General features: G+C 60.2%; 22 protein-coding genes. 12 read left to right on the top strand and 10 right to left on the bottom strand.

Features of this window, described 5'->3' with window-relative positions; all coding sequences use genetic code 11:
- Positions 1–33: 33 nt before the first annotated feature.
- From EJA70_RS12225 to EJA70_RS12200, 6 genes are all read right to left on the bottom strand, one after another.
- Entirely contained in the window at positions 34–213 is a 180-nt protein-coding gene (locus EJA70_RS12225; RefSeq protein WP_158830932.1) for a hypothetical protein, read from the bottom strand.
- A gap of 156 nt (positions 214–369) precedes the next feature.
- Positions 370–1,545, bottom strand: a complete 1,176-nt coding sequence (locus EJA70_RS12220; protein WP_158830931.1) for a lactonase family protein — start codon at positions 1,543–1,545, stop codon at positions 370–372.
- On the bottom strand, positions 1,532–1,843 hold the full coding sequence (locus EJA70_RS12215) for a DUF5629 family protein (RefSeq protein WP_158830930.1): 312 nt from the start codon (positions 1,841–1,843) through the stop codon (positions 1,532–1,534). Before EJA70_RS12215 ends, EJA70_RS12220 begins: the two co-directional genes overlap by 14 nt.
- A gap of 229 nt (positions 1,844–2,072) precedes the next feature.
- Positions 2,073–3,653 carry an aldehyde dehydrogenase (NADP(+)) gene (locus EJA70_RS12210; protein WP_158830929.1) on the bottom strand — a complete coding sequence of 527 codons (1,581 nt, stop codon included), beginning with the start codon at positions 3,651–3,653 and terminating at the stop codon, positions 2,073–2,075.
- 9 nt (positions 3,654–3,662) lie between these two features.
- Positions 3,663–4,655, bottom strand: a complete 993-nt coding sequence (araD1, locus tag EJA70_RS12205) for an AraD1 family protein (protein WP_158830928.1) — start codon at positions 4,653–4,655, stop codon at positions 3,663–3,665.
- Between the two features lie 159 nt (positions 4,656–4,814).
- The gene (locus EJA70_RS12200; protein ID WP_158830927.1) at positions 4,815–6,137 is read right to left on the bottom strand and encodes an MFS transporter; all 1,323 of its coding nucleotides are present in this window, start codon (positions 6,135–6,137) and stop codon (positions 4,815–4,817) included.
- A gap of 193 nt (positions 6,138–6,330) precedes the next feature.
- On the opposite strand from EJA70_RS12200, the gene EJA70_RS12195 reads away from it, so the two are divergent.
- Positions 6,331–8,067 (top strand): IlvD/Edd family dehydratase, encoded by a 1,737-nt coding sequence (locus EJA70_RS12195; RefSeq protein ID WP_008088043.1) that lies wholly within the window; start codon positions 6,331–6,333, stop codon positions 8,065–8,067.
- Positions 8,068–8,238: 171 nt separating this feature from the next.
- Positions 8,239–8,958: a FadR/GntR family transcriptional regulator gene (locus EJA70_RS12190; protein WP_158830926.1), complete on the top strand. Its 720-nt coding sequence runs from the start codon at positions 8,239–8,241 to the stop codon at positions 8,956–8,958.
- A 178-nt stretch (positions 8,959–9,136) separates the two neighbouring features.
- Here EJA70_RS12190 and EJA70_RS12185 read toward each other — a convergent pair whose 3' ends face one another.
- Positions 9,137–11,521: an RND family transporter gene (locus tag EJA70_RS12185; protein ID WP_008088046.1), complete on the bottom strand. Its 2,385-nt coding sequence runs from the start codon at positions 11,519–11,521 to the stop codon at positions 9,137–9,139.
- Positions 11,518–12,561: a YCF48-related protein gene (locus EJA70_RS12180; protein ID WP_158830925.1), complete on the bottom strand. Its 1,044-nt coding sequence runs from the start codon at positions 12,559–12,561 to the stop codon at positions 11,518–11,520. The genes EJA70_RS12185 and EJA70_RS12180 overlap by 4 nt, the downstream gene beginning before the upstream one ends.
- 427 nt (positions 12,562–12,988) lie before the next feature.
- Between EJA70_RS12180 and EJA70_RS12175 the strand changes: the two genes are divergently transcribed.
- The 7 genes from EJA70_RS12175 to EJA70_RS12145 all read left to right on the top strand — a co-directional run bounded on the left by EJA70_RS12175 (position 12,989) and on the right by EJA70_RS12145 (position 18,407).
- Positions 12,989–13,579 carry an amino acid synthesis family protein gene (locus EJA70_RS12175; protein WP_007917992.1) on the top strand — a complete coding sequence of 197 codons (591 nt, stop codon included), beginning with the start codon at positions 12,989–12,991 and terminating at the stop codon, positions 13,577–13,579.
- Between the two features lie 31 nt (positions 13,580–13,610).
- Positions 13,611–14,444 (top strand): alpha/beta fold hydrolase, encoded by an 834-nt coding sequence (locus tag EJA70_RS12170; protein WP_158830924.1) that lies wholly within the window; start codon positions 13,611–13,613, stop codon positions 14,442–14,444.
- Positions 14,441–15,922 carry an aldehyde dehydrogenase gene (locus EJA70_RS12165; RefSeq protein WP_158830923.1) on the top strand — a complete coding sequence of 494 codons (1,482 nt, stop codon included), beginning with the start codon at positions 14,441–14,443 and terminating at the stop codon, positions 15,920–15,922. The genes EJA70_RS12170 and EJA70_RS12165 overlap by 4 nt, the downstream gene beginning before the upstream one ends.
- Positions 15,923–15,934: 12 nt before the next feature.
- Positions 15,935–16,420, top strand: a complete 486-nt coding sequence (locus tag EJA70_RS12160; RefSeq protein WP_038368096.1) for a flavin reductase family protein — start codon at positions 15,935–15,937, stop codon at positions 16,418–16,420.
- A 210-nt stretch (positions 16,421–16,630) separates the two neighbouring features.
- On the top strand, positions 16,631–17,035 hold the full coding sequence (locus tag EJA70_RS12155; RefSeq protein WP_053121180.1) for a carboxymuconolactone decarboxylase family protein: 405 nt from the start codon (positions 16,631–16,633) through the stop codon (positions 17,033–17,035).
- Positions 17,036–17,077: 42 nt separating this feature from the next.
- Positions 17,078–17,842 (top strand): GntR family transcriptional regulator, encoded by a 765-nt coding sequence (locus EJA70_RS12150; RefSeq protein ID WP_110720961.1) that lies wholly within the window; start codon positions 17,078–17,080, stop codon positions 17,840–17,842.
- 1 nt (position 17,843) lies between these two features.
- Complete coding sequence (locus tag EJA70_RS12145; RefSeq protein WP_158830922.1) at positions 17,844–18,407, top strand: NUDIX hydrolase; 564 nt, start codon at positions 17,844–17,846, stop codon at positions 18,405–18,407.
- A gap of 133 nt (positions 18,408–18,540) precedes the next feature.
- On the opposite strand, the gene EJA70_RS12135 is transcribed toward EJA70_RS12145, so the two are convergent.
- Complete coding sequence (locus EJA70_RS12135; RefSeq protein ID WP_158830921.1) at positions 18,541–18,837, bottom strand: DUF1330 domain-containing protein; 297 nt, start codon at positions 18,835–18,837, stop codon at positions 18,541–18,543.
- A 68-nt stretch (positions 18,838–18,905) separates the two neighbouring features.
- On the opposite strand from EJA70_RS12135, the gene ribBA reads away from it, so the two are divergent.
- Positions 18,906–20,015: a bifunctional 3,4-dihydroxy-2-butanone-4-phosphate synthase/GTP cyclohydrolase II gene (ribBA, locus tag EJA70_RS12130; protein WP_158830920.1), complete on the top strand. Its 1,110-nt coding sequence runs from the start codon at positions 18,906–18,908 to the stop codon at positions 20,013–20,015.
- A gap of 91 nt (positions 20,016–20,106) precedes the next feature.
- Here the strand turns inward: ribBA and EJA70_RS12125 are convergent, their stop codons facing one another.
- Entirely contained in the window at positions 20,107–20,406 is a 300-nt protein-coding gene (locus EJA70_RS12125; protein WP_158830919.1) for a hypothetical protein, read from the bottom strand.
- Between the two features lie 77 nt (positions 20,407–20,483).
- Here EJA70_RS12125 and EJA70_RS12120 point away from each other — a divergent pair, with 77 nt between their 5' ends.
- Complete coding sequence (locus EJA70_RS12120; protein WP_158830918.1) at positions 20,484–21,509, top strand: ABC transporter substrate-binding protein; 1,026 nt, start codon at positions 20,484–20,486, stop codon at positions 21,507–21,509.
- On the top strand, positions 21,506–22,453 hold the full coding sequence (locus EJA70_RS12115; protein WP_178116850.1) for an ABC transporter permease: 948 nt from the start codon (positions 21,506–21,508) through the stop codon (positions 22,451–22,453). The genes EJA70_RS12120 and EJA70_RS12115 overlap by 4 nt, the downstream gene beginning before the upstream one ends.

Below are 22,453 nucleotides of genomic sequence, written 5' to 3'. Positions count from 1 at the left end.
CGCAGCTCCTACAGGGGAGTTGTGTGCAGGCGTTCAGTGTTGGATTTTGTGATCCAGGGCGGCGTAGAAGTTGGCGCTCTGTTGCAGGTATTTTTGGGTGTAGCTCTGGGTGTGGGATTTTTTACTGGCGATTTCAACGTTGGCACCGGCTGGCAGCACCACGGTGGCGGAGATGGCGGAAGCGGCGATAACGGAGAAGAGATTGAAGTTCATGGCGGTAACCCTCGTGTTCGGTTGGCTTGCTTGCCCGGTTGGGCTGTGAAGCAAACTTAACGCTCGAGGGTTGATCGCTTGAAATGCTTTGTAGCATTACCGGATATCAGCGCGATTAATACAAAGAGACAGGCCCCGTAAAACGGGGCCTGTGGCTTATTGTCGCACTAGAAACTTGAGATCGCTAGGGGCGTCCATCGGCAGTTTTTGCACGGTTTTGCCGAGCAAACCGGTCTTGCTGTCGCGTTCAACGACGACAATCTGGTTGCTCTTCTGGTTGGCAATCAGCAAGAACTTGCCGCTCGGATCAAGGCTGAATTCGCGCGGGTGATCACCTTCCACCGAACGCTTTTGCAGCTCTCTGAGCTGGGCGGTCGCCGGATCGATGCTGAACACCACCAGTTGATTGGCAGTGCCACGGTTGCTGACGTAGAGGAACTTGCCATCCGCCGAGGTGTGCAGCGCAGCGCCGGCCTTGTCCGAGGTCGGCTGGCCGGCAGCCAGGTCAACCAGTTGCGTCTGGGTCAGCACGCCGTCGTTGTAATCGAACACCGCAACCTGCGCGCTCATTTCCATGCTCAGCCAGGCGTGTTTACCGTCAGCACTGAACAGCAGATGACGCGGGCCGCTGCCGGCCGGCAAGGCGACCGAGGCGGTTTTCGCCGGGGTCAGCGGCAAGTCCGGGTTGGCTTTCGGATCGAATTGGTAAATGAAGACCTTGTCCGCGCCCAGGTCATTGGAGAACACGTAGCGACCGTCCGGCGAGGAAACTGTCGAGTGCACGTGGTTCGAGGCCTGGCGCTCAGGATTGACCCGACTCGCCGGGTGCGCGCTCATTTGCACGACGGGTTTGAGTTTGCCGTCGGCACCGACCGGCAACACCGCCAGCGTTCCACCCGGATCTTCCATCACCGAATAGTTACTCACGAACAAATGGCTGGCGTCAGCGCTGAGGCTCGAATGGGTCGGCTCGTTGCCTAGGCTCTGCACTTGATTGATCAGGGTCAGGGCGTGGGTTTTCGGATCGATCGAATAGCTGCTGACGCGGCCGACCGGGTCTTTCTGGCCCGGGCCGTTTTCATTGACCACGAACAGGCGATGCTGGTCTTTGGACAGGGTCAGCCACGACGGGTTTTCGCTCTTGACCACTTGCAGCGGCTTGGCCTCGATCTGGCCAGTGGCGCTGTCGAAGTTCATGCGATAGATGCCTTGGCTGGTGCCGGCGGTGTAGGAGCCGACCAGCAACTGGAAGTTCTCGGCGGACGCCGTGGACAGGCCCATGGCGCCGACGCTGCCGGCCATCAACAGCGGCCAGAATTTACGCATTTTCATCAGTGTCATCCTCGTCGTCGCTGCTGCTGACGACATCGCCATGGCAAACCAGGCGGTGTTCGCCGATCGTTTTGGTTTCATTGAAATAGCCGACGATCAACCAGCTCTGCAGCGAGTCATCAAACGTCGCCGCTGCCACCTGGGCCGGGGTGAATTCCCAATGCTTGGCCGCACGACCATCGATGCATTCAATGTGCAGGTTGTCGTCTTCGTCGAGGGCGAATTCGAAGGCATGCAGGCCGTCGATTTCGACCATACCGCAGTGTTCGAGGGCGTTGAGAAGGGTTTGGGCAGTCATGGCAAACAGTCTTTCTAGGGGGGAAAGGGCCAATGATAGCTCATTGACGTTGAAGAACCCTGTGGGAGCTGGCTTGCCAGCGATAGCGATATGTCGGCCACATCTATATTGGATGTACCGCCGACATCGCTGGCAAGCCAGCTCCCACAGGGTTCTTCTGTGTAATCACTACCTGTGCCACACCACAAAACCTGTGGGAGATTTTCCCACAGTGATTTGTGGGATGGTGTCAGAGGGCTTCGCGGCTAGGTTTGCCGTCGACCAGGCGCTGGATGCGCAATGGGTTGGCGTTTTTCAGCGGCTCGGGCAACAAGCTGTCCGGGTAGTTCTGGAAGCACACCGGGCGCAGGAAACGGTCGATGGCCAGCGTGCCGACGGAGGTGCCGCGCGCATCTGACGTTGCCGGGTATGGCCCGCCGTGGACCATCGAGTCGCATACTTCGACACCGGTCGGATAGCCGTTGAGCAGAATGCGCCCGACCTTCTGTTCCAGCAGCGGCGTCAGTTCGACGAAGCGCTCGAAGTCCGCCAGTTCACCGATAATCGTCGCCGTCAGTTGCCCATGCAGACCGTGCAGCGCGGCGCTGAGTTGAGCTTTGTCGGCCACTTCAACAATCACCGTGGTCGGGCCGAACACTTCTTCCTGGAGCACTTCATCGCCATCGATCAACAGGCTGGCGTCCGCCTTGAACAACTGCGGCTGCGCCTGATTGCCTTGCTGTGGATTGCCGGCCAGATGCTCGATGCCAGGATGCGCCATCAGCTTCTGCAAGCCTTTGCCGTAGCTGCCGAGGGTGCCGGCGTTGAGCATGGTTTGCGCCGGTTGATCACCGATCAAACCAGCGACCTGCTGCACGAACGCGCTGAACTCTGGCGAGCGAATCCCGATGACCAGACCCGGATTGGTACAGAACTGACCGCAGCCTTGCACCACCGAGGCGGTCAAATCGCGGGCGATGGTTTCGGATCGCTCGGCCAGTGCCTGCGGCAAAACGATCACCGGGTTGATGCTCGACATCTCGGCGAACACCGGGATCGGCTGCGGGCGCGCGGCAGCCATGTCGCACAGCGCACGACCACCCTTGAGCGAACCGGTGAAACCGACCGCCTGAATCGCCGGGTGCTTGACCAGCCATTCACCGACACCACCGCCGTAGATCATGTTGAACACGCCCGCCGGCATCGCGGTTTTTTCCGCTGCGCGGATCAGTGCATCGGCGACCAGTTCTGCTGTCGCCATGTGGCCGCTGTGGGCCTTGAACACTACTGGGCAACCGGCGGCCAATGCCGACGCGGTGTCGCCGCCAGCGGTGGAAAAGGCCAATGGAAAGTTGCTTGCACCGAATACCGCTACAGGGCCGAGGCCGATGCGGTATTGACGCAGATCCGGGCGTGGCAACGGCTGACGATCCGGCAACGGCAGGTCGATCCGCGCACCGTAGAAATCGCCCCGGCGCAGGACTTTGGCGAACAGGCGCATCTGGCCGCTGGTACGCCCGCGCTCCCCCTGAATACGACCGGCCGGCAACGCGGTTTCGCGGCAGACCACGGCGACGAAGTCATCACCCAGCGCGTCCAGCTCATCGGCAATCGCGTCGAGAAACTGCGCGCGGCGTTCGGCGCTGAGGCTGCGATAGGCCGGATAAGCAGCAGCGGCGGCTTTGGCGGCGGCGTCGACTTCTTCTACCGTGGCCTGAATGAAATCGTGCGGCAGTTGTTCGCCCGTGGTGGCGTCGACCGATTGCAATTTGACGTCGCCAGCGGCACTGCGCTGACCGCCGATGTAGTTGTGACCGAGAATCTGAGTCATGGGATCTCCTTAAAGGGTGCCGATGCTGTCCGGTTCAAACGCCGCTGGAACCGGAACGATGCCGTTGACCAGCGGCGCGCCGAATTCGGCCTGGCTGATTTCGAAGACGTCGCCCGGCTGGGTGCGGATGCCATCGGCAAACGACAGGGTCGCAGTGCCGAAGAAGTGGATGTGCACGTCGCCGGGACGCAGGAACTGGCTGTACTTGAAGTGGTGATACTCGAGGTTAGCGAGGCTGTGGCACATGTTCGCCTCGCCACTGAGAAACTCGTTCTGCCAGAGCACTTCGCCGTCACGCAGGATGCGACTGGTGCCTGCCAGATGTTGAGGCAATTGACCGGTGCGAAGTTCCGGGCCATAGCTGCAACTGCGCAATTTCGAGTGCGCGAGGTACAGGTAATTCTTGCGCTCCATGATGTGATCGGAGAACTCGTTGCCGACCGCAAAGCCCAGTCGATAAGGCTTGCCGTCGTTGCCGATGAGGTAGAGGCCGGCCATTTCTGGCTCCTCGCCGGCGTCTTCGGCAAACGGCGGTACCGGGAACGGCTGGCCGGGGCGGACGACGATGCTGCCATCGCCTTTATAGAACCATTCCGGTTGCACACCGGCCTGTCCCGCCGCCGGTTTGCCGCCCTCCACGCCCCATTTGAAGATGCGCATGGTGTCGGTCATCGTCGCTTCGTCGCCGGCTTGCTGGTGCATCTTGTCGCGCGCCGAAGCGCTGCCCAGATGGGTCAGGCCGGTGCCGCTGATCAGCATGTGCGCAGGATCCGGGTGGTCGAGTGGCGGCAGGATGCGCAGTTGCGACAGCAGTTCGGCGTAGTCGTGGCAGATGCCGAGGCCCAAGGTTTGCACTTGCTGCTCAAGGGTGTTGCCGGCCTCGATCGCGGCCAGGGCCAGATCGCGCACTGTGTGGGCGTCCTGCACTTCGCGCACCAGACCGTTGTCGACCACGCCGACGCGGCGTTCGCGGTTGCTTAATTCGAATTGAACCAGATGCATATGTCCTCTCCTGTCTACAAAACTTCGAAACACTGCAAAACCCTGTGGGAGCTGGCTTGCCAGCGATGGCAATCTGGCTGATACATCAATGCTGGATGTGCCGCCGTCATCGCTGGCAAGCCAGCTCCCACAGGTTTAGTGGTGATTGGTGGTTGGGTTTCAGGTACGGGTAGCACCGCGGGCGCTGGCGGCGAATTGGTCAACCGGCAGGACGTGTTTGCGTTCCAGTACACGGTAGACGATGCCGGTCAGGATCAAGCCGAACACCATCACCCCCGAGAGGAAGTACAGCCCTGACGCCAGATTGCCGGTGTATTCCTTCAACGCACCAATCACGAACGGCCCGATGTACCCGCCGAGATTGCCCACCGAATTGATCAAGGCAATCCCCGCCGCCGCACTCGCACCGGCAAAGAACCGCCCCGGCAAGGTCCAGAACACCGCCGTGCAGGAAAACAGCGCAAACGCCACCAGGCACAGCGCCGCCAGTTGCGCCACCGGCAACGACAGCCAAGCGCTCATGAACAGACCAATCGCGCCCAGCACATACAGCACCGCCAAATGCCCGTAGCGATCATTCAAACGGTCAGAACTGCGCGGCACGATCAGCAGACCGATGATCCCGAAGATATACGGCACCGACGACACAAAACCGGTGACCAGGTCACTGCCACCGAACTGCTTGATCAGCGTCGGCAACCACAAACCCAAACCATAAATGCTCAACGTCACCGGCAGGTAAAACAGCGCCAGCAGCAACACGCGTTTGTCTTTCAGCGCATGCAGCGGGTTGCCGTGGCGGGTCTGGCCGTATGCCTGCAGATCTTTTTTCAGCTCGCCGGTCAGCCAGTCTTTCTCGGCCTGATCCATCCATTTCACTTGCTGCGGGCCGTCCGGCAACCAGCGCAATACCGGCCAGGTCAGCAGGATCGCCGGGGTGCCGATGACGATGAACAGCCACTGCCAGCCGTGCAGGCCGAGCACGCCGTCCATGCCGAGCAAACCGCCGGACACCGGGCCGGTGATCATCATCGCGATCGGTTGCGAAAGGATGAACAGGCCAAGGATCTTGCCGCGATGGCGCACCGGGAACCATTGGGTGATGTAGTAGAGCACGCCGGGGAAGAACCCCGCCTCGGCCGCGCCGAGCAGAAAGCGCATCACGTAGAAACTGTGCGGGCCCTGGACGAAGGCCATGCCGATGGTGATGGCGCCCCAGGTGATCATGATTCGCGCGAACCAGCGCCGTGCGCCGAAGCGTTCGAGCATCAGGTTGCTGGGAATTTCGAGGAGGAAGTAGCCAATGAAGAACAGCCCGGCGCCGAGGCCGTAAGCCGCATCGCCGATGCCGATGTCGGCGCCCATGTGCAGCTTGGCGAAGCCAACGGCGGAGCGATCCACATAGGCGATCAGGTACAGCAGGATCAGGAAGGGAATCAGTTTCAGCGTAATGCGCCGTATCAGCCGCAGTTCCTGGCTCATGAGATCGGTCTCCGATTGTTGTTTTTATAGAACCTCGGGGGACGCCTCTCTCGGTAAACCGTCAGGGCCATCCCTCCGTCGAAAACGACTATATAGTAATACTAATTCACCAACAACACTTCCAAACCTAGGATTTTGAGCTTAGATTAAGCCGTAGCTGGAACACTATAGTCATACAATAAGAGAATCGATCATGTCTGATAAGAAACCCACCCTGCGCTCCGCCCAATGGTTTGGCACGGCCGACAAGAACGGCTTCATGTACCGCAGCTGGATGAAGAATCAGGGCATCGCCGACCACCAGTTCCACGGCAAGCCGATCATCGGCATCTGCAACACCTGGTCGGAACTGACCCCGTGCAACGCGCACTTCCGCCAGATCGCGGAGCACGTCAAACGCGGGGTGATCGAGGCCGGTGGTTTTCCAGTGGAATTCCCGGTGTTCTCCAACGGCGAATCGAACCTGCGCCCGACCGCCATGCTCACCCGCAACCTGGCGAGCATGGACGTCGAAGAAGCGATTCGCGGCAACCCGATTGACGGCGTGGTACTGCTGACCGGTTGCGACAAAACCACCCCGGCGCTGCTGATGGGCGCGGCCAGTTGCGATGTGCCGGCGATTGTCGTGACCGGCGGGCCGATGCTCAACGGCAAGCACAAGGGCAAGGACATTGGTTCCGGCACGGTGGTCTGGCAGCTCAGCGAACAGGTCAAGGCTGGCACCATCACCATCGACGATTTCCTTGCAGCCGAGGGCGGCATGTCGCGTTCGGCGGGCACCTGCAACACCATGGGCACCGCGTCGACCATGGCGTGCATGGCTGAAGCACTCGGCACTTCGCTGCCGCACAACGCGGCGATTCCGGCGGTGGATGCGCGACGTTATGTGTTGGCGCACATGTCCGGCATGCGCGCGGTGGAGATGGTGCGCGAAGACCTTCGTCTATCGAAGATCCTCACTAAGGAAGCCTTCGAAAACGCTATTCGGGTTAACGCGGCCATCGGTGGTTCGACCAACGCGGTGATTCACTTGAAAGCCATCGCCGGGCGCATCGGTGTCGAGCTGGATCTGGATGACTGGACGCGCATGGGGCGCGGCATGCCGACCATCGTCGACCTGCAACCGTCCGGGCGTTTCCTGATGGAGGAGTTCTATTACGCCGGTGGTTTGCCAGCGGTGCTGCGCCGTCTCGGTGAAGCCAATCTGATTCCTCATCCGAATGCGTTGACCGTCAATGGCAAATCCATTGGCGAGAACACCAAGGACGCGCCGATCTATGGCGAAGACGAAGTGATCCGCACGCTCGATAATCCGATTCGCGCCGACGGCGGGATTTGTGTGTTGCGCGGCAATCTGGCGCCGCTCGGTGCAGTGCTCAAGCCGTCCGCCGCCACGCCGGAACTGATGCAGCATCGCGGCCGTGCGGTGGTGTTCGAGAACTTCGACATGTACAAGGCGCGGATCAATGATCCGGAGCTGGACGTCGATAAAGATTCGATTCTGGTAATGAAGAACTGCGGGCCGAAGGGTTATCCGGGCATGGCCGAAGTCGGCAACATGGGTTTACCGGCAAAGCTGTTGGCGCAGGGTGTGACGGACATGGTGCGTATCTCCGATGCACGGATGAGCGGCACCGCGTACGGCACGGTGGTCTTGCACGTGGCGCCGGAAGCGGCGGCTGGCGGGCCTTTGGCGACGGTGAAGGAAGGCGACTGGATCGAGCTGGATTGCGCGACCGGGCGTCTGCACCTGGATATTCCGGATGCCGAACTGGCGGCGCGCATGGCAGATTTGCAACCGCCGCAGCAATTGTTGGTGGGTGGGTATCGTCAGTTGTACATCGACCATGTGCTGCAGGCGGATCAGGGCTGTGACTTTGACTTCCTGGTCGGTTGCCGAGGGGCTGAAGTGCCGCGCCATTCCCATTAAGAGCAAAAGATCGCAGCCTTCGGCAGCTCCTACATTGGAATGCATTCCCCTGTAGAAGTTGATCGTTCCCACGCTCCGCGTGGGAACGATCATTTTGTGTACTCCCTCAAGTTTGTCTGGTGCCTGCTATGATGCGCGGCATCTCCATCGCTCAGGATCGCGCCGTTCCCCATGGATTACCGCAAACCCTCCGACCGCAAAAGCATGCACTCGCGCATCGTCCAGGAACTGGGCATGCAGATCGTCTCCGGACGCTTCAAGCCCGACGACAAACTGCCCGCCGAAGCCTTGCTCTGCGAGGAGTACGCGGTCAGCCGCCCGGTATTGCGTGAAGCCACGCGGGTGTTGGTGGCCAAAGGTCTGGTGTATTCCAGGCCGCGTGTGGGAACAGTGGTCAAGGCACGCCGCGAATGGCACATGCTCGACCCGGACGTACTGCATTGGCTGATGCAAAGCAGCCCGCAGAATGAATTCTTCAATGTGTTGACCAGTGTGCGCAGCATTATTGAACCGGCCGCCGCTGCCCTCGCCGCCCAGCATGCGACCGAGGCTGATATTGCTTCGATTGGTGAGGCGTATCAGCGCATGGAAGCGGCGCCGACGCCAGAAGCGTTGTTGCAGCCGGATCTGGATTTCCATAGCCGGATTGCCGATGCGACGCACAACGATTTGCTGGCGAATCTGTGCAATATGTTGTCTGTGGCGATTGCCGAGGCGTTGAAGCATTCGAATCAGCGGCCGAATTTGCATGAGTTGGCGTTGCCTCGGCACAAAGCAATTCTGACTGCGATCGAGAATCGCGATGCCCTTGGCGCCCGGCATGCGACGTTGGTGCAACTGGACGATGCGCGCAGTGCACTCAGCGTAGTGCTCGGCACAGAACTCTCCTGAACACAAAAAAACCTGTGGGAGCTGGCTTGCCAGCGATGAGGGCTTAACATTCAACACTGATGTTGGCTGATAAGTCCGCTATCGCTGGCAAGCCAGCTCCCACAGGGTTTTGTGTGGATCATAAAATGTAAAAAAGCCGCAATCCTAGGTTGCGGCTTTGTCGTTTCAGCCTTTCAGATCAATGCGCAAACAGCGAATTGCCCTTCTGCCCTGCCAGTTTCTCCGGCTTGATCAGGAACTTCGCCAGTGCCGGCAGCAGCCACAGCGCACCGAACATGTTCCACAGCAGCATGAAGGTCAGCATCAGGCCCATGTCGGCCTGGAACTTGATCGCCGAGAAGATCCACGTGCACACACCGATCGCCAGGCACAGACCGGTGAACAGCACCGCTTTACCGGTGGATTTCAGCGTCTGGTAATAGGCTTCCTGCAACGGCAGGCCGGCACGCAGGAAACTTTCCAGGCGGCTGTAGATGTAGATGCCGTAGTCGACACCAATCCCCACACCCAGCGCCACCACCGGCAACGTCGCAACCTTCACGCCGATGCCCATGAACGCCATCAGCGCGTTGCCGAGTACCGAGGTCAGCACCAGCGGCAGGACAATGCACAAGGTCGCCGCCCACGAACGGAAGGTGATCATGCACATCACCGCCACGCAGATGTACACCAGAATCAGGATGGTCAGCTCAGCCTGTTTGATGACTTCGTTGGTGGCCGCTTCGATCCCGGCGTTACCGGCCGCGAGGATGAATTCCAGACCGTCCTTGTTGTTGTCCTTGGCGAATTCCTGCACCGCGTGAACGGCACGATCCAGGGTTTCAGCCTTGTGATCGTTGAGGAACACCAGCACCGGCGCCAACGAGCAGCTGTTGTTGTACAGGCCATCGGCACGAGCAATCGAGTTGTTCAGCACGTCCGGGTTGCGCGACAGGGTTTCCCACTTCAGGTTGCCCTCGTTCATGCCCTTGATCATCTGCTTGGACACGGTCACCAGCGAGATCGCCGACTGCACGCCCTCGGTGTTCTGCATCTTCCACATCAACTCGTCGATCGGCGCCATGGCTTCGTAGCGTGAGCAGCCTTCCGACTTGGTCTTGACCATCACCACCAGCACGTCGGAACTGGTCGAGTAGTTGTTGATGATGAAGTTGTTGTCCTTGTTGTAGCGCGAGTCCGGACGCAGTTCCGGTGCGCCCTGGTCGAGGTCGCCGATTTTCAGGTTCTGGCTGTACCAGAGGCCGCCACCGAAGGCGATCAGCGCCAGCACCACCGAAATGCGTGCAACTTTCGGGTTGGCGAAGTTCGACAGCAGGCGCCAGAACGGATGTTCGCGGTTCGCGTCTTTCTTGCTCTTGGCAATCGCACGCTTGCTGATGCCGACATAGGAAATCGCCACCGGCAGCAGGATCAGGTTGGTGAACACGATCACCGCCACGCCGATCGACGCGCCGATGGCCAGCTCACGGATCACGCCAATGTCGATGATCAGCAGGGTGATGAAGCCCACCGCATCCGCGAGAATTGCGATCATCCCCGGCAGGAACAGTTGCCGGAAGGTGCGCCGCGCTGCGGTCAAGGCGTTGTCAGCCTCGCTGGATTGCAGGGCGATACCGTTGATCTTCTGCACGCCGTGGGAAATACCGATGGCGAAAATCAGGAACGGCACCAGCATCGAATACGGATCAAGTCCGAATCCGAAGAAGTGCATCAGACCGAGCTGCCAGACCACCGCCACCAGCGTCGTGCTCAACACCGCGATGGTGCTGCGCACGCAGTTGGTGAACCACAACAGCAGGATCAGGGTGATGACGAACGCAATACCGAAGAACAGCACCACCATCACCAGACCGTCGATCAAGTCGCCGACTTTCTTGGCGAAACCGACGATGTGGATCTTGATGTTGGGGTTTTGCGCTTCGAACTTGTTGCGGATCTTGTCTTCGAGTTCATGGGAGAACTGGCGATAGTCCAGCGCCAGCAACTTGCCCTGATCCTGCGGGTCCGGATAGGACTCCAGCAGCGGAATGTCGACGATGCTCGACTTGAAGTCGTTGGACACCAGACGCCCGACCTGGCCGGACTTGAGCACGTTGTTGCGCAGCAGATCGAGGCTGTCCTGCGAGCCGTTGTAGCTCTGCGGGATCACTTCACCGCCGGCAAAACCCTCTTCGGTCACTTCGGTCCAGCGTACGCTCGGGCTCCACAGTGACTTCAGGCCGGAACGGTCGACGCCGGAAATGTAGAACACCTCGTCGTTGATCTGACGCAGGGTCTCCATGTATTCCTTGGAGAAGATGTCGCCGTCGGTGGCTTCGACCGAAATGCGCACGGTGTTGCCAAGGTTCGCCAGATCGTTGCGGTGCTCCATCATCTTCTCGATGAACGGATGCTTGAGCGGGATCATTTTTTCGAAACTGGTCGACGGCCGGATCAGCGTCGCCTGCCAGAACAGGAAAATGCTCACCACCAGACAGATCAGGATTACTGCCGGGCGGTTGTTGAAAATCAGGCGCTCAAGAAACGTCGCCTTTTCCTGCTGAGGAGTGATCAAGGAAGTCATAGCCCCGCCTTCTTATTATTAACTTCGGCGCCGTTCGGCTGGGTCGTGTGCAGGCCACCCTGCCCGGTCAGAATCAGGTTGCCGTCGCCGGCAGCGGTGACGGACGACAGCGAGATACGATCCGGACGGTTGAACACACTGAAGGTCTCGCCGTTGTCGCTGCTGCTGATCACCGAGCCGCCGTTGCCGACGATCACAATCGAACCGTCCGGCAGCAAGGTTGCGCCTGAGAGGCCGAACTCCAGCGCACCGCGCGCGGCTTTCAGCTCGACCTGCTCCCAGCTGCTGCCGAAATCGGTAGAGCGGTAGAGGTTGCCGCGCAACCCGTAGGCCAACAGGGTTTGTGGCTGGGCCGTGCCGATCACGCCGAACAGCGAACCTTCGTACGGGCCTTCGAGTTTTTCCCAGGTCTGGCCGTCGTCGGCGGAGCGGAACATGCTGCCCGACTCGCCGACGATGAACAGCCCGGCGTCCTTCACCGCCGCGATGGCGTTGAGGTGGAACTGGTCTTCGTTGTCGAGGCGATCGCTGACGTCTTGCCAATTCTTGCCGCCGTCGGTGGTTTCCAACAGCGCACCATAAGCGCCCACGGCGAAGCCGCTGTTGACGTCCTTGAACCAGACATCGAGCAGCGGCGATTCACGTTTGAGGTCTTCAAATTGCTTGGTCCAGGTCAGACCGCCGTCTGCGCTGGCGAGGACTTGTGCGTCATGCCCGACCGCCCAGCCGTGTTTGTCGTCGACAAAATACACGGCGGTGAGCAGTTGCCGGCTCGGCACCTTGGCCTGGGTCCAGGTTTTGCCCTGATCATCGGAATAAAGGATGTGCCCGCGATCCCCGACCGCCACCAGCCGGGTTCCGGCGTGGACTACATCGAGAATCAGGCTTTTCGCGGCTTTGCCGGATTCGGTGGCATAGACCACGTCGGCTGGGGCCTCGGCGGCGATCACCGGTGCCGATAACGTGGCCAGACCCAGCATGGACAGTGCTGTGGCCAGCAACGCGGTGTTGCGTAACGCCGGCGGGCGGCAACGACTCATAGACCTTCCCCTCTTTATTATTGTTAGGCCATCTGGCCTTCAAGGGCGCCGCAAGTGTGCTCCGCTGATGGCTGCTCAGGAGCATAGTCCTGAAACCCGCAATCCAGAGCCACTTCGGAAGCTGGCTCATCCTATCGGGCTTTCGAAACGTCTGACAATCGGCGCCACGTTATCTTTTGTTAACCGCACGGAATGAACGCATCCCCCCGTAGGAGCTGACGAGTGAAACGAGGCTGCGATCTTTTGATCCTGGTCTTTAAAGATCAAAAGATCGCAGCGTGCCGCGGCTCCTACAGGAATTTTGCGTTGTGATGACGGAGGATTCGTCGGATGGATGAGGGGAATCTTGCGAGGGGGACTTGCACGATCGGTATTATGGTATACCATCAGACGCACAGACACTCTCAATCCCCCTACGGAGCAGCTCATGAGTTTCGAAATTCGCAAGATCGTCAGCTATGTCGAAGAAACCTTCATCGAAGGCGGCAAAGCCACTGACAAGCCAGTGACCATGGTCGGCCTCGCCGTGGTGATGAAAAACCCTTGGGTGGGCAACGGTTTCGTCGAAGACCTCAAGCCGCAGATCCGCGCCAACTGCTCCGACCTCGGTGCGCTGATGGTTGAGCGTCTGGTCGGCATAATCGGCGGTGCCGAGAAGATCGAGGCCTACGGCAAAGCCGCCGTGGTCGGTGCTGACGGCGAGATCGAACACGCCTCCGCCGTGATCCACACCCTGCGCTTCGGCAACCACTACCGTGAAGCCGTCAACGCCAAGAGCTACTTGAGCTTCACCAACAAGCGCGGCGGCCCGGGCACCTCGATCCAGATCCCGATGATGCACAAGGACGACGAAGGTCAGCGTTCGCACTACATCACCCTGGAAATGCAGATCGAAGACGCGCCGCGTGCCGACGAAATCGTTGTGGTGCTGGGCTGCGCCGACGGTGGTCGCCTGCACCCGCGCATTGGCAACCGCTACATCGATCTGGAAGAACTGGCTGCCGAAAAAGCCCAGTAACCACAATAAAAAGGCATTGCAGGAGCGCTCCATGATTCGGCTCACCGCTGAACTCACCCCGGCTGGCACCAGTTACCTGGCGACCGGCCAAGGCCAGCCCGTGGTTTTGATCCACGGCGTGGGCCTGAATAAAGAAATGTGGGGCGGGCAGATTGTCGGCCTGTCCAGCCAGTACCGGGTGATCGCCTACGACATGCTCGGGCATGGCGCCAGCCCGCGACCGGCCAGCGGCACCAATCTGCTCGGTTACGCCGATCAGTTGCTGGAGCTGCTTGATCATCTGAATCTACCCCAGGCAGCGGTGATCGGCTTCTCCATGGGCGGTCTGGTCGCGCGGGCCTTTGCCTTGCATTATCCGCAGCGCCTGCAAAGCCTGGTGGTGTTGAACAGCGTGTTCAACCGCAGCGAAGAACAGCGTGCCGGCGTCATTGCTCGCACCGCGCAAGCGGCCGAACATGGCCCGGACGCCAATGCCGAAGCGGCGCTGTCACGCTGGTTCAGCCGCGAATATCAGGCGGCCAATCCGGCGCAGATCGCCGCGATTCGCCAGACCCTGGCCGGCAATGATCCGCAAGGCTACCTGACCACTTACGAATTGTTCGCCACCCAAGACATGTACCGCGTTGACGACCTGGGCAGCATTCAGGCGCCGACGCTGATCGCCACCGGCGAACTCGACCCGGGTTCGACCCCGGAAATGGCCGAGCAACTGGCTCGACGCATCCCCGGTGCAAAGGTTGCCGTGCTGCCCGAGCAACGGCATATGATGCCCGTAGAGTCGCCGCGTCTGGTCAATCAGACGCTGCTGGAATTTCTCCAATTCGCACACTCCCGACAAAACCATATAAAGGGGATCGTTGCATGACACTCGCACGCTTCCAGATGTGCATCGGCGGAGAATGGGTCGACGCCCTCTCCGGCAAGACCTTCGAAAGCCTCAACCCGGCCACGGCGCAAGCCTGGGCCGAGCTGCCTGACGCTGATGAGGCGGACGTCGAGCGCGCCGTGCAGTCGGCACAGACTGCCTTCGACAGCCCGGCGTGGCGTGGCCTGACCGCCACCGCACGCGGCAAACTGCTGCGCCGTCTCGGTGACTTGATCGCCGAAAATAAAGAACAACTGGCGCAGCTGGAAAGCCGCGACAACGGTAAGCTGATCCGCGAGACCCGTGGCCAGGTCAGCTATCTGCCGGAGTTTTTCCACTACACCGCCGGCCTTGCCGACAAGCTCGAAGGCGGCACGCTGCCGCTGGATAAGCCGGATCTGTTCGCCTACACCGTGCACGAAGCGATGGGTGTGGTCGCGGCGATCATTCCGTGGAACAGCCCGCTTTATCTGACCGCGATCAAACTCGCCCCGGCCCTCGCCGCTGGCAACACGATCGTGATCAAACCGTCCGAGCACGCCTCGGCGACGATTCTGGAACTGGCGCGTCTGGCCCTCGAAGCAGGGATTCCGCCGGGTGTGGTCAACGTCGTCACCGGTTACGGCCCGAGCACCGGCGCCGCCCTCACCCGCCATCCGCTGATCCGTAAAATCGCCTTCACCGGCGGCGCGGCGACAGCGCGGCATGTGGTGCGCAGCAGCGCCGAGAACTTCGCCAAGCTGTCGCTGGAACTGGGCGGCAAGTCGCCGAACATCATCTTCGCCGACGCCGATCTGGACAGCGCGATCAACGGCGCGATTGCCGGGATCTACGCAGCGTCCGGTCAGAGCTGCGTGTCCGGTTCGCGGCTGTTGGTGCAGGACGAGATCTACGACGAGTTCGTCAATCGACTGGTCGAACGCGCCCAGCGCATTCGCATCGGCAACCCGCAGGAAGACAACAGCGAAATGGGCCCGATGGCCACCGCGCAGCAACTGGCGGTGGTCGAAGGTTTGGTCGCCGATGCCATCGCCGAGGGCGCGCGTTTGCGTACCGGCGGCAAGCGTCCGACCGATCTCGGCGAAGGCTGGTTCTACGAGCCAACGCTGTTCGAATGCGACAGCAATTCGATGAAGATCATGCAGGAAGAAGTCTTTGGCCCGGTGGCTTCGGTGATCCGCTTTAAAGATGAAGCGGAAGCGCTGGCGATCGCCAACGACTCGCAATTCGGCCTTGCAGCTGGCATCTGGACGCGCGATTTGGGCCGGGCTCATCGCCTCGCTCGCGATGTGCGTTCGGGGATTATCTGGGTCAACACTTACCGCGCGGTGTCAGCTATGGCACCGATCGGCGGCTTCAAGAACAGTGGCTATGGACGCGAAAGCGGCATCGATTCGGTGCTGGCCTACACCGAACTGAAAACGGTGTGGATCAACCTTTCTCAGGCGCCGATGCCTGATCCGTTTGTGATGCGCTAGGAGTCCTGCGAAATGATCGAACCCGGCATTTACAAAGACGTCATGAGCTCGTTCCCGTCCGGCGTCACGGTGGTTACCACCGTTGACCCGGAGGGCGGGATCGTCGGCATCACCGCCAGTGCGTTCAGCGCGCTGTCGATCGACCCGGCGCTGGTGCTGTTCTGCCCAAACTACGCCTCCGACACTTATCCGATTCTGCGTGACAGCAAGAAGTTTGCGATTCACTTGCTGTCGGCTGACCAGACCGCCGAGGCCTATGCGTTTGCCGGTAAAGGCAAGGATAAGGCCGCCGGTATCGAGTGGCATTTGAGCGAACTCGGTAATCCGATTCTCGCCAAGGCGACGGCGATCATCGAGTGCGAGTTGTGGCGGGAATATGATGGTGGTGATCACGCGATCATTGTTGGCGCGGTGAAGAACCTGATCCTGCCCGAGCAACCGGTGACACCGATGATCTACCACAAAGGCAAGCTCGGCCCGTTGCCGACCCTGGCCTGATAGATCCACACACATCCCACTGTGGAACTGCCCATTGTGGTGAGGGGATTTATCCCCGACCGGCTGCGAAGCAGCCGTAAAACCATCGCACGCGGTATGTCTGGCAAATCGCGGTTGCAGGTGTTGGGGCTGCTTCGCACCCCGTCGGGGATAAATCCCCTCACCACAGGGTTCATTCCAACAAGAGGATCTGCATTGTGAGGAGGAATGATGAGTAACGAAAAGTATGAAAAAGGCCTGAAGATCCGCACTCAGGTATTGGGTGAAGCCTACGTGCAGCGCTCGATCGATAACGCCGACGACTTCACCCGCCCCCTGCAGGAAATGGTCACCGAATACTGCTGGGGCCATGTCTGGGGGCGTGAAGGCTTGTCGCTCAAGGAGCGCAGCATGATCAACCTGGCGATGATCTCGGCGCTCAACCGTCCGCACGAACTCAAGCTGCATGTGCGTGGCGCCTTGCGTAACGGCCTGAGTCGTGAGCAAATACGCGAAATTCTGCTTCAGGTCGGCATTTATTGCGGCGTTCCGGCAGCCGTGGACAGTTTCCGGCTGGCCCGTGAAGCCTTTGCCGAAGCCGACGCCGAAGCCCCAGTTAACCCCTCGGCTGTTTAGATGCCCGTCTGGCATGGACAGCCAACCGAAAGAGCGGACCCCATGAAACGCCAGCCCCTCGACGACAGCTTCAAGGTCAATCGCAACCCCGTTACCCTGCGCGAAATCGTGCTGGATAAACTGCGTAGCGCGATCATGAATTTCCAGCTCATGCCCGGTGATCGTCTGGTCGAGCGCGATCTATGCGATCGCCTGGGTGTCAGCCGCACCTCCGTGCGTGAAGCCTTGCGTCACCTGGAATCCGAAGGTCTGGTTGAGTTCGCCGATGCCAAAGGCCCGCGCGTGGCGATCATCACCCTCGCCGATGCCGTCGACATCTACGAACTGCGTTGCGTACTCGAAGGCCTGATCGTGCAGCTGTTCACCCTGCGCGCCAAAGCCAAGGACATCAAAGCCCTGGAAAAAGCCCTCGACGAGAACCGCAAGGCGCTCAAGGACGGCGAACTGCAACAGGTGATCGACTCGGTGCAAGGCTTCTACGACGTGCTGCTCGAAGGCTCGGGCAACCATGTCGCGGCCACTCAGTTGCGTCAGTTGCAGGCGCGCATCAGCTACCTCCGCGCGACTTCGGTTTCCCAGGAAAACCGTCGCGGCGCGAGTAATCAGGAAATGGAAAAAATGGTCGAGGCGATCAAGGGCGGCGATCCGCTGGTGGCGCATCAGGCCTGTGTTGATCACGTTCGCGCTGCCGCTGCGGTAGCGCTCGACTATCTCAAGCGCAAGCAGGAAGAGACCGGCTCTGTCGTTAAAGGCACGCCGGCCATGACCCTGCCCATCGCGCTGAAAGAACCCCGTATAGGTCACTGATATGTTCAGCCCGAGCTTTTGCCCGAAATGCGGTGGCCCTGACCTCGGTCAGCAGGTGCCGCCGGGCGATACGCACGAGCGCCTGATGTGCCGGGGCTGCGGCTACATTCACTACATCAATCCGAAAATCATTGCCGGCTGCATCATCGAGCAGGACGGCAAATACCTGCTGTGCCAACGGGCGATTCCCCCGCGCCCGGGCACCTGGACGCTGCCCGCCGGTTTCATGGAAAGCGGCGAGACCACTGAACAAGCCGCGGTCCGCGAAGTCTGGGAAGAAAGCGGCGTGCGCGCGGAAATCGTCTCGCCGTACTCGATTTTCAGCGTGCCGAAGATCAGCGAGGTGTACATCATCTTCCGCGCGATCGCGCTGGAGATTACCGGGCAGTACGGGCCGGAGACCATGGATTACAAGTTCTTCGCGCCTGAAGACATTCCGTGGGAGCAGATTTATTACCCGGCGATCCGGCAGATTCTTGAGCGCTATATCGAAGAGCGTCAGGCTGGGGTGTATGGGATTTACATGGGCAATGATGATAGCGGCAAGATCCACTTTATCCGCTGATTCAGCATGATCGTTCCCACGCTCCGCGTGGGAATGCAGCCCGGGACGCTCCGCGTCCCTGAAACGCCGAACGCGGAGCGTCCGAAGAGGCATTCCCACGCGGAGCGTGGGAACGATCACTAAGTGGTGTTGCTTAAATTGGGGCGATGCCTTCGACGATGATGATCTCCGCCCTCGCCCATTCTTCGCGATAACTTTTCGCTTCCTGATACGCCGCCGAGTGGTAGCACGCCACGGCTTTTTCGTAGCTCTCAAACTCGATCACTACGCTGCGTTGCGGCGTCTCGCGCCCTTCCATCGCCTCGCTGCGCCCGCCTCTTGCCAGAAACTTCGCGCCAAACGCGGCGAAGGCTGCCGGCGCGCGCTGGGTGTATTGGCTGTAGTGATCGGTATCGGCTATATCCACATGAGCAATCCAGTACGCCTTCATAGTGACCTCTTTGTTGATTTTGTATTATGGTATACCAATATATTTCCAACGAACCCTGAGAGTCCAGCATGGCCTTCAACAGCATTGAAGAAATCATCGAAGATTATCGCCTCGGCAAAATGGTTTTGCTGGTCGATGACGAAGACCGCGAAAACGAAGGCGACCTGTTGCTGGCCGCCGACCGTTGCACGCCTGAGGCGATCAGCTTCATGGCCCGTGAAGCGCGCGGGCTGATTTGCCTGACGCTCACCGACGCCCACTGCCAGCGTCTGGGCCTGGAGCAAATGGTGCCGGCCAATGGCAGCGTGTTCAGCACCGCGTTTACCGTGTCGATCGAAGCGGCGGTGGGCGTGACCACCGGTATCTCGGCAGCGGATCGCGCCTGCACCGTTGCCGCCGCTGTCGCGCCGAATGCCCGCGCTGAAGACCTGGTGCAGCCGGGCCACATCTTCCCGTTGCGCGCCAAGGAAGGTGGCGTGCTGACCCGCGCCAGGCATACCGAAGCGGGTTGTGATCTGGCTCGATTGGCCGGTTTCACCCCGGCCTCGGTGATCGTCGAGGTGATGAACGACGACGGCACCATGGCCCGCCGCCCGGATCTGGAGGTGTTTGCGCGCAAGCACGGGATCAAGATCGGCACCATCGCCGACCTGATCCATTATCGCCTGAGCACCGAACACACCGTCGAGCGGATTGGCGAACGCGAGCTGCCGACGGTGCATGGCACATTCCGTTTGATCACCTTTGAGGATCGCATCGAGGGCGGCGTGCACATGGCGATGGTCATGGGCGATCTGCGCCGTGAAGAGCCGACGCTGGTGCGCGTGCACGTGATCGATCCGCTGCGGGATCTGGTCGGCGCCGAGTACAACGGGCCGACCAACTGGACGCTATGGGCGGCGCTGCAACGGGTCGCGGCTGAGGGGCATGGGGTTGTGGTGGTGCTGGCCAATCACGAGTCGTCGCAGGCGCTGCTGGAGCGGGTGCCGCAATTGACCCAGCCGCCACGGCAGTTCAGTCGCTCGCAATCGCGGATTTATTCCGAGGTGGGGACTGGGGCACAGATTCTGCAAAACCTTGGGGTTGGAAAATTGCGCCATCTCGGCCCGCCACTGAAGTATGCGGGGTTGACTGGGTATGACCTGGAAGTGGTAGAGAGTATTCCGTTTACCGAATGAAGCTGCCCTCACCCCAGCCCTCTCCCGAAGGGAGAGGGAGCCTACCGCGTTGTTTAGTAGCTATACACCGACCTGAAATATCGAGTCGAACTCAGGTTTTGAACAGCATGAAGATCTGCTCCCTTTCCAATACCAAGTTGAGCTCGGTTTTGAACAACATGAAGACCGGCTCCCTTTCCAATGCCGACTCGAGCTCGGTTTTGAACGGCATGAAGATCTGCTCCCTTTCCCCCTCTCCCAATGGGAGAGGGCTGGGGTGAGGGGCTGGATCTAAAATTTCTCCACATTTCTCAAGTGAAAAACCATCAGCCTCCAGATAACCGGTAAGGCAAAGTGCTTGCACAAAGTTTGGAATACCATAATATGATATTCCATAGACCGGACGCTTCAACGAACGTCCAGCTACTGCTCCCGACAGGCGGGCAACAACGCAAGCCCGCTCAAAAACACAACAATGAGGGCGTGAACATGGTGTTGAACAAAGCTGCAACCGCGATCTTTTTTGCGGGACTGCTCAGCGTCACCGGCCAGGCTGCAATGGCTGCCGAAAGCGTGAACTTCGTCAGCTGGGGCGGAAGCACCCAGGATGCGCAGAAACAGGCCTGGGCCGATCCGTTCAGCAAGGCCAGCGGCATCACCGTCGTGCAGGACGGCCCGACCGACTACGGCAAACTCAAAGCCATGGTCGAGAGCGGCAACGTGCAATGGGACGTGGTCGATGTCGAAGCCGACTTCGCCCTGCGCGCCGCCGCTGAAGGCCTGCTCGAACCCCTCGATTTCAAAGTGATTCAGCGCGACAAGATCGACCCGCGTTTCGTCAGCGACTACGGCGTCGGCTCGTTCTTCTTCTCCTTCGTCCTCGGCTACAACGAGGGCAAACTCGGCGCCAACAAGCCGCAGGACTGGAGCGCCCTGTTCGACACCAAGACCTTCCCGGGCAAACGCGCCCTCTACAAATGGCCTAGCCCCGGCGTGCTCGAACTGGCGCTGCTGGCCGATGGCGTAGCCGCCGACAAGCTCTACCCGCTGGACCTGGATCGCGCCTTCAAGAAACTCGACACCATCAAGAAAGACATCGTCTGGTGGGGCGGCGGCGCGCAGTCGCAGCAACTGCTGGCGTCCGGTGAAGCGAGCATGGGTCAGTTCTGGAACGGTCGCATTCACGCCCTGCAAGAAGACGGCGCGCCGGTTGGCGTGAGCTGGAAACAGAACCTGGTCATGGCCGACATTCTGGTGATTCCAAAGGGCTCGAAAAACAAGGACGCGGCGATGAAGTTTCTGGCCAGCGCCAGCAGCGCCAAAGGCCAGGCCGACTTCTCCAACCTGACCGCCTACGCCCCGGTCAACCTCGACAGTGTGGAGCGTCTGGATTCGACGCTGGCCCCCAACCTGCCGACTGCCTACGCTAAGGATCAGATCACTCTTGATTTCGCGTACTGGGCCAAAAACGGCCAGGCCATCGCGACACGGTGGAACGAATGGCTGGTCAAATGAAAATGGCGGCCACCGCGTCCCGTCCCTCCACTGCCACCGGCAGCGCCCAAAGCGCTGCCGGCTCGGCCCACGGAACACAGGCGGTTGCGATGCAGCAAGCCCCGTCCCTCAAACAACGCTGGCGCGGCGCCGGCAACCTCGTACCGGCGCTGCTGTTCATCGGCCTGTTTTTTCTCGCGCCGTTGATTGGCCTGCTGTTGCGCGGCGTGCTCGAACCGACGCCTGGCCTTGGCAACTATGAACAATTGTTCGCCAACTCCGCTTATGCGCGAGTGCTGCTCAACACCTTTTCGGTGGCCGGGTTGGTAACGCTGTTCAGCCTGCTGCTGGGCTTTCCACTGGCCTGGGCGATCACGCTGGTGCCGCGCGGCTGGGGTCGCTGGATTCTCAACATCGTGCTGCTGTCGATGTGGACCAGCCTGCTCGCCCGCACCTATTCGTGGCTGGTGCTGCTCCAAGCGTCCGGCGTGATCAACAAGGCCTTGATGGCGATGGGCATCATCGATCAGCCGCTGGAAATGGTGCACAACCTCACCGGCGTAGTGATCGGCATGAGCTACATCATGATTCCGTTCATCGTGCTGCCGTTGCAGGCGACCATGCAGGCCATCGATCCGATGATTCTGCAGGCCGGCTCGATCTGCGGCGCGAGCCCGTGGACCAACTTCTTCCGGGTGTTCCTGCCGCTGTGCCGGCCGGGTCTGGCCTCCGGTGGCCTGATGGTGTTCGTCATGTCGCTCGGTTACTACGTCACCCCGGCGCTGCTCGGCGGGGCGCAGAACATGATGCTTCCGGAGTTCATCATTCAGCAGGTGCAATCGTTCCTCAACTGGGGCCTGGCCAGTGCCGGCGCCGCGTTGCTGATCGCGATCACTTTGGTGCTGTTCTACTTCTACCTGAAGCTTCAGCCGGAATCCCCGGTTGGCGCCAGTAACGCGAGGTAA

Origin of the sequence: Pseudomonas sp. PB103, assembly GCF_009764635.1 — a bacterium.
Taxonomy (GTDB): domain Bacteria; phylum Pseudomonadota; class Gammaproteobacteria; order Pseudomonadales; family Pseudomonadaceae; genus Aquipseudomonas.
The sequence above is the reverse complement of the archived record's forward strand: the minus strand, read 5'-3'. Positions and strand labels throughout refer to the sequence as shown.

Bases quoted from the DNA above. Each gene is read 5' to 3' on its own strand.
- EJA70_RS12185 (WP_008088046.1), bottom strand. From the start codon at position 11,521: ATGACTTCCTTGATCACTCCTCAGCAGGAAAAGGCGACGTTTCTTGAG.
- EJA70_RS12170 (WP_158830924.1), top strand. From the start codon at position 13,611: ATGATTCGGCTCACCGCTGAACTCACCCCGGCTGGCACCAGTTACCTG.
- EJA70_RS12195 (WP_008088043.1), top strand. From the start codon at position 6,331: ATGTCTGATAAGAAACCCACCCTGCGCTCCGCCCAATGGTTTGGCACG.
- EJA70_RS12120 (WP_158830918.1), top strand. From the start codon at position 20,484: ATGGTGTTGAACAAAGCTGCAACCGCGATCTTTTTTGCGGGACTGCTC.
- EJA70_RS12155 (WP_053121180.1), top strand. From the start codon at position 16,631: ATGAGTAACGAAAAGTATGAAAAAGGCCTGAAGATCCGCACTCAGGTA.
- EJA70_RS12215 (WP_158830930.1), bottom strand. From the start codon at position 1,843: ATGACTGCCCAAACCCTTCTCAACGCCCTCGAACACTGCGGTATGGTC.
- ribBA (WP_158830920.1), top strand. From the start codon at position 18,906: ATGGCCTTCAACAGCATTGAAGAAATCATCGAAGATTATCGCCTCGGC.
- EJA70_RS12210 (WP_158830929.1), bottom strand. From the start codon at position 3,653: ATGACTCAGATTCTCGGTCACAACTACATCGGCGGTCAGCGCAGTGCC.
- EJA70_RS12145 (WP_158830922.1), top strand. From the start codon at position 17,844: ATGTTCAGCCCGAGCTTTTGCCCGAAATGCGGTGGCCCTGACCTCGGT.
- EJA70_RS12200 (WP_158830927.1), bottom strand. From the start codon at position 6,137: ATGAGCCAGGAACTGCGGCTGATACGGCGCATTACGCTGAAACTGATT.
- EJA70_RS12220 (WP_158830931.1), bottom strand. From the start codon at position 1,545: ATGAAAATGCGTAAATTCTGGCCGCTGTTGATGGCCGGCAGCGTCGGC.
- EJA70_RS12180 (WP_158830925.1), bottom strand. From the start codon at position 12,561: ATGAGTCGTTGCCGCCCGCCGGCGTTACGCAACACCGCGTTGCTGGCC.
- araD1 (WP_158830928.1), bottom strand. From the start codon at position 4,655: ATGCATCTGGTTCAATTCGAATTAAGCAACCGCGAACGCCGCGTCGGC.
- EJA70_RS12225 (WP_158830932.1), bottom strand. From the start codon at position 213: ATGAACTTCAATCTCTTCTCCGTTATCGCCGCTTCCGCCATCTCCGCC.
- EJA70_RS12135 (WP_158830921.1), bottom strand. From the start codon at position 18,837: ATGAAGGCGTACTGGATTGCTCATGTGGATATAGCCGATACCGATCAC.
- EJA70_RS12115 (WP_178116850.1), top strand. From the start codon at position 21,506: ATGAAAATGGCGGCCACCGCGTCCCGTCCCTCCACTGCCACCGGCAGC.
- EJA70_RS12175 (WP_007917992.1), top strand. From the start codon at position 12,989: ATGAGTTTCGAAATTCGCAAGATCGTCAGCTATGTCGAAGAAACCTTC.
- EJA70_RS12190 (WP_158830926.1), top strand. From the start codon at position 8,239: ATGGATTACCGCAAACCCTCCGACCGCAAAAGCATGCACTCGCGCATC.
- EJA70_RS12150 (WP_110720961.1), top strand. From the start codon at position 17,078: ATGAAACGCCAGCCCCTCGACGACAGCTTCAAGGTCAATCGCAACCCC.
- EJA70_RS12165 (WP_158830923.1), top strand. From the start codon at position 14,441: ATGACACTCGCACGCTTCCAGATGTGCATCGGCGGAGAATGGGTCGAC.
- EJA70_RS12160 (WP_038368096.1), top strand. From the start codon at position 15,935: ATGATCGAACCCGGCATTTACAAAGACGTCATGAGCTCGTTCCCGTCC.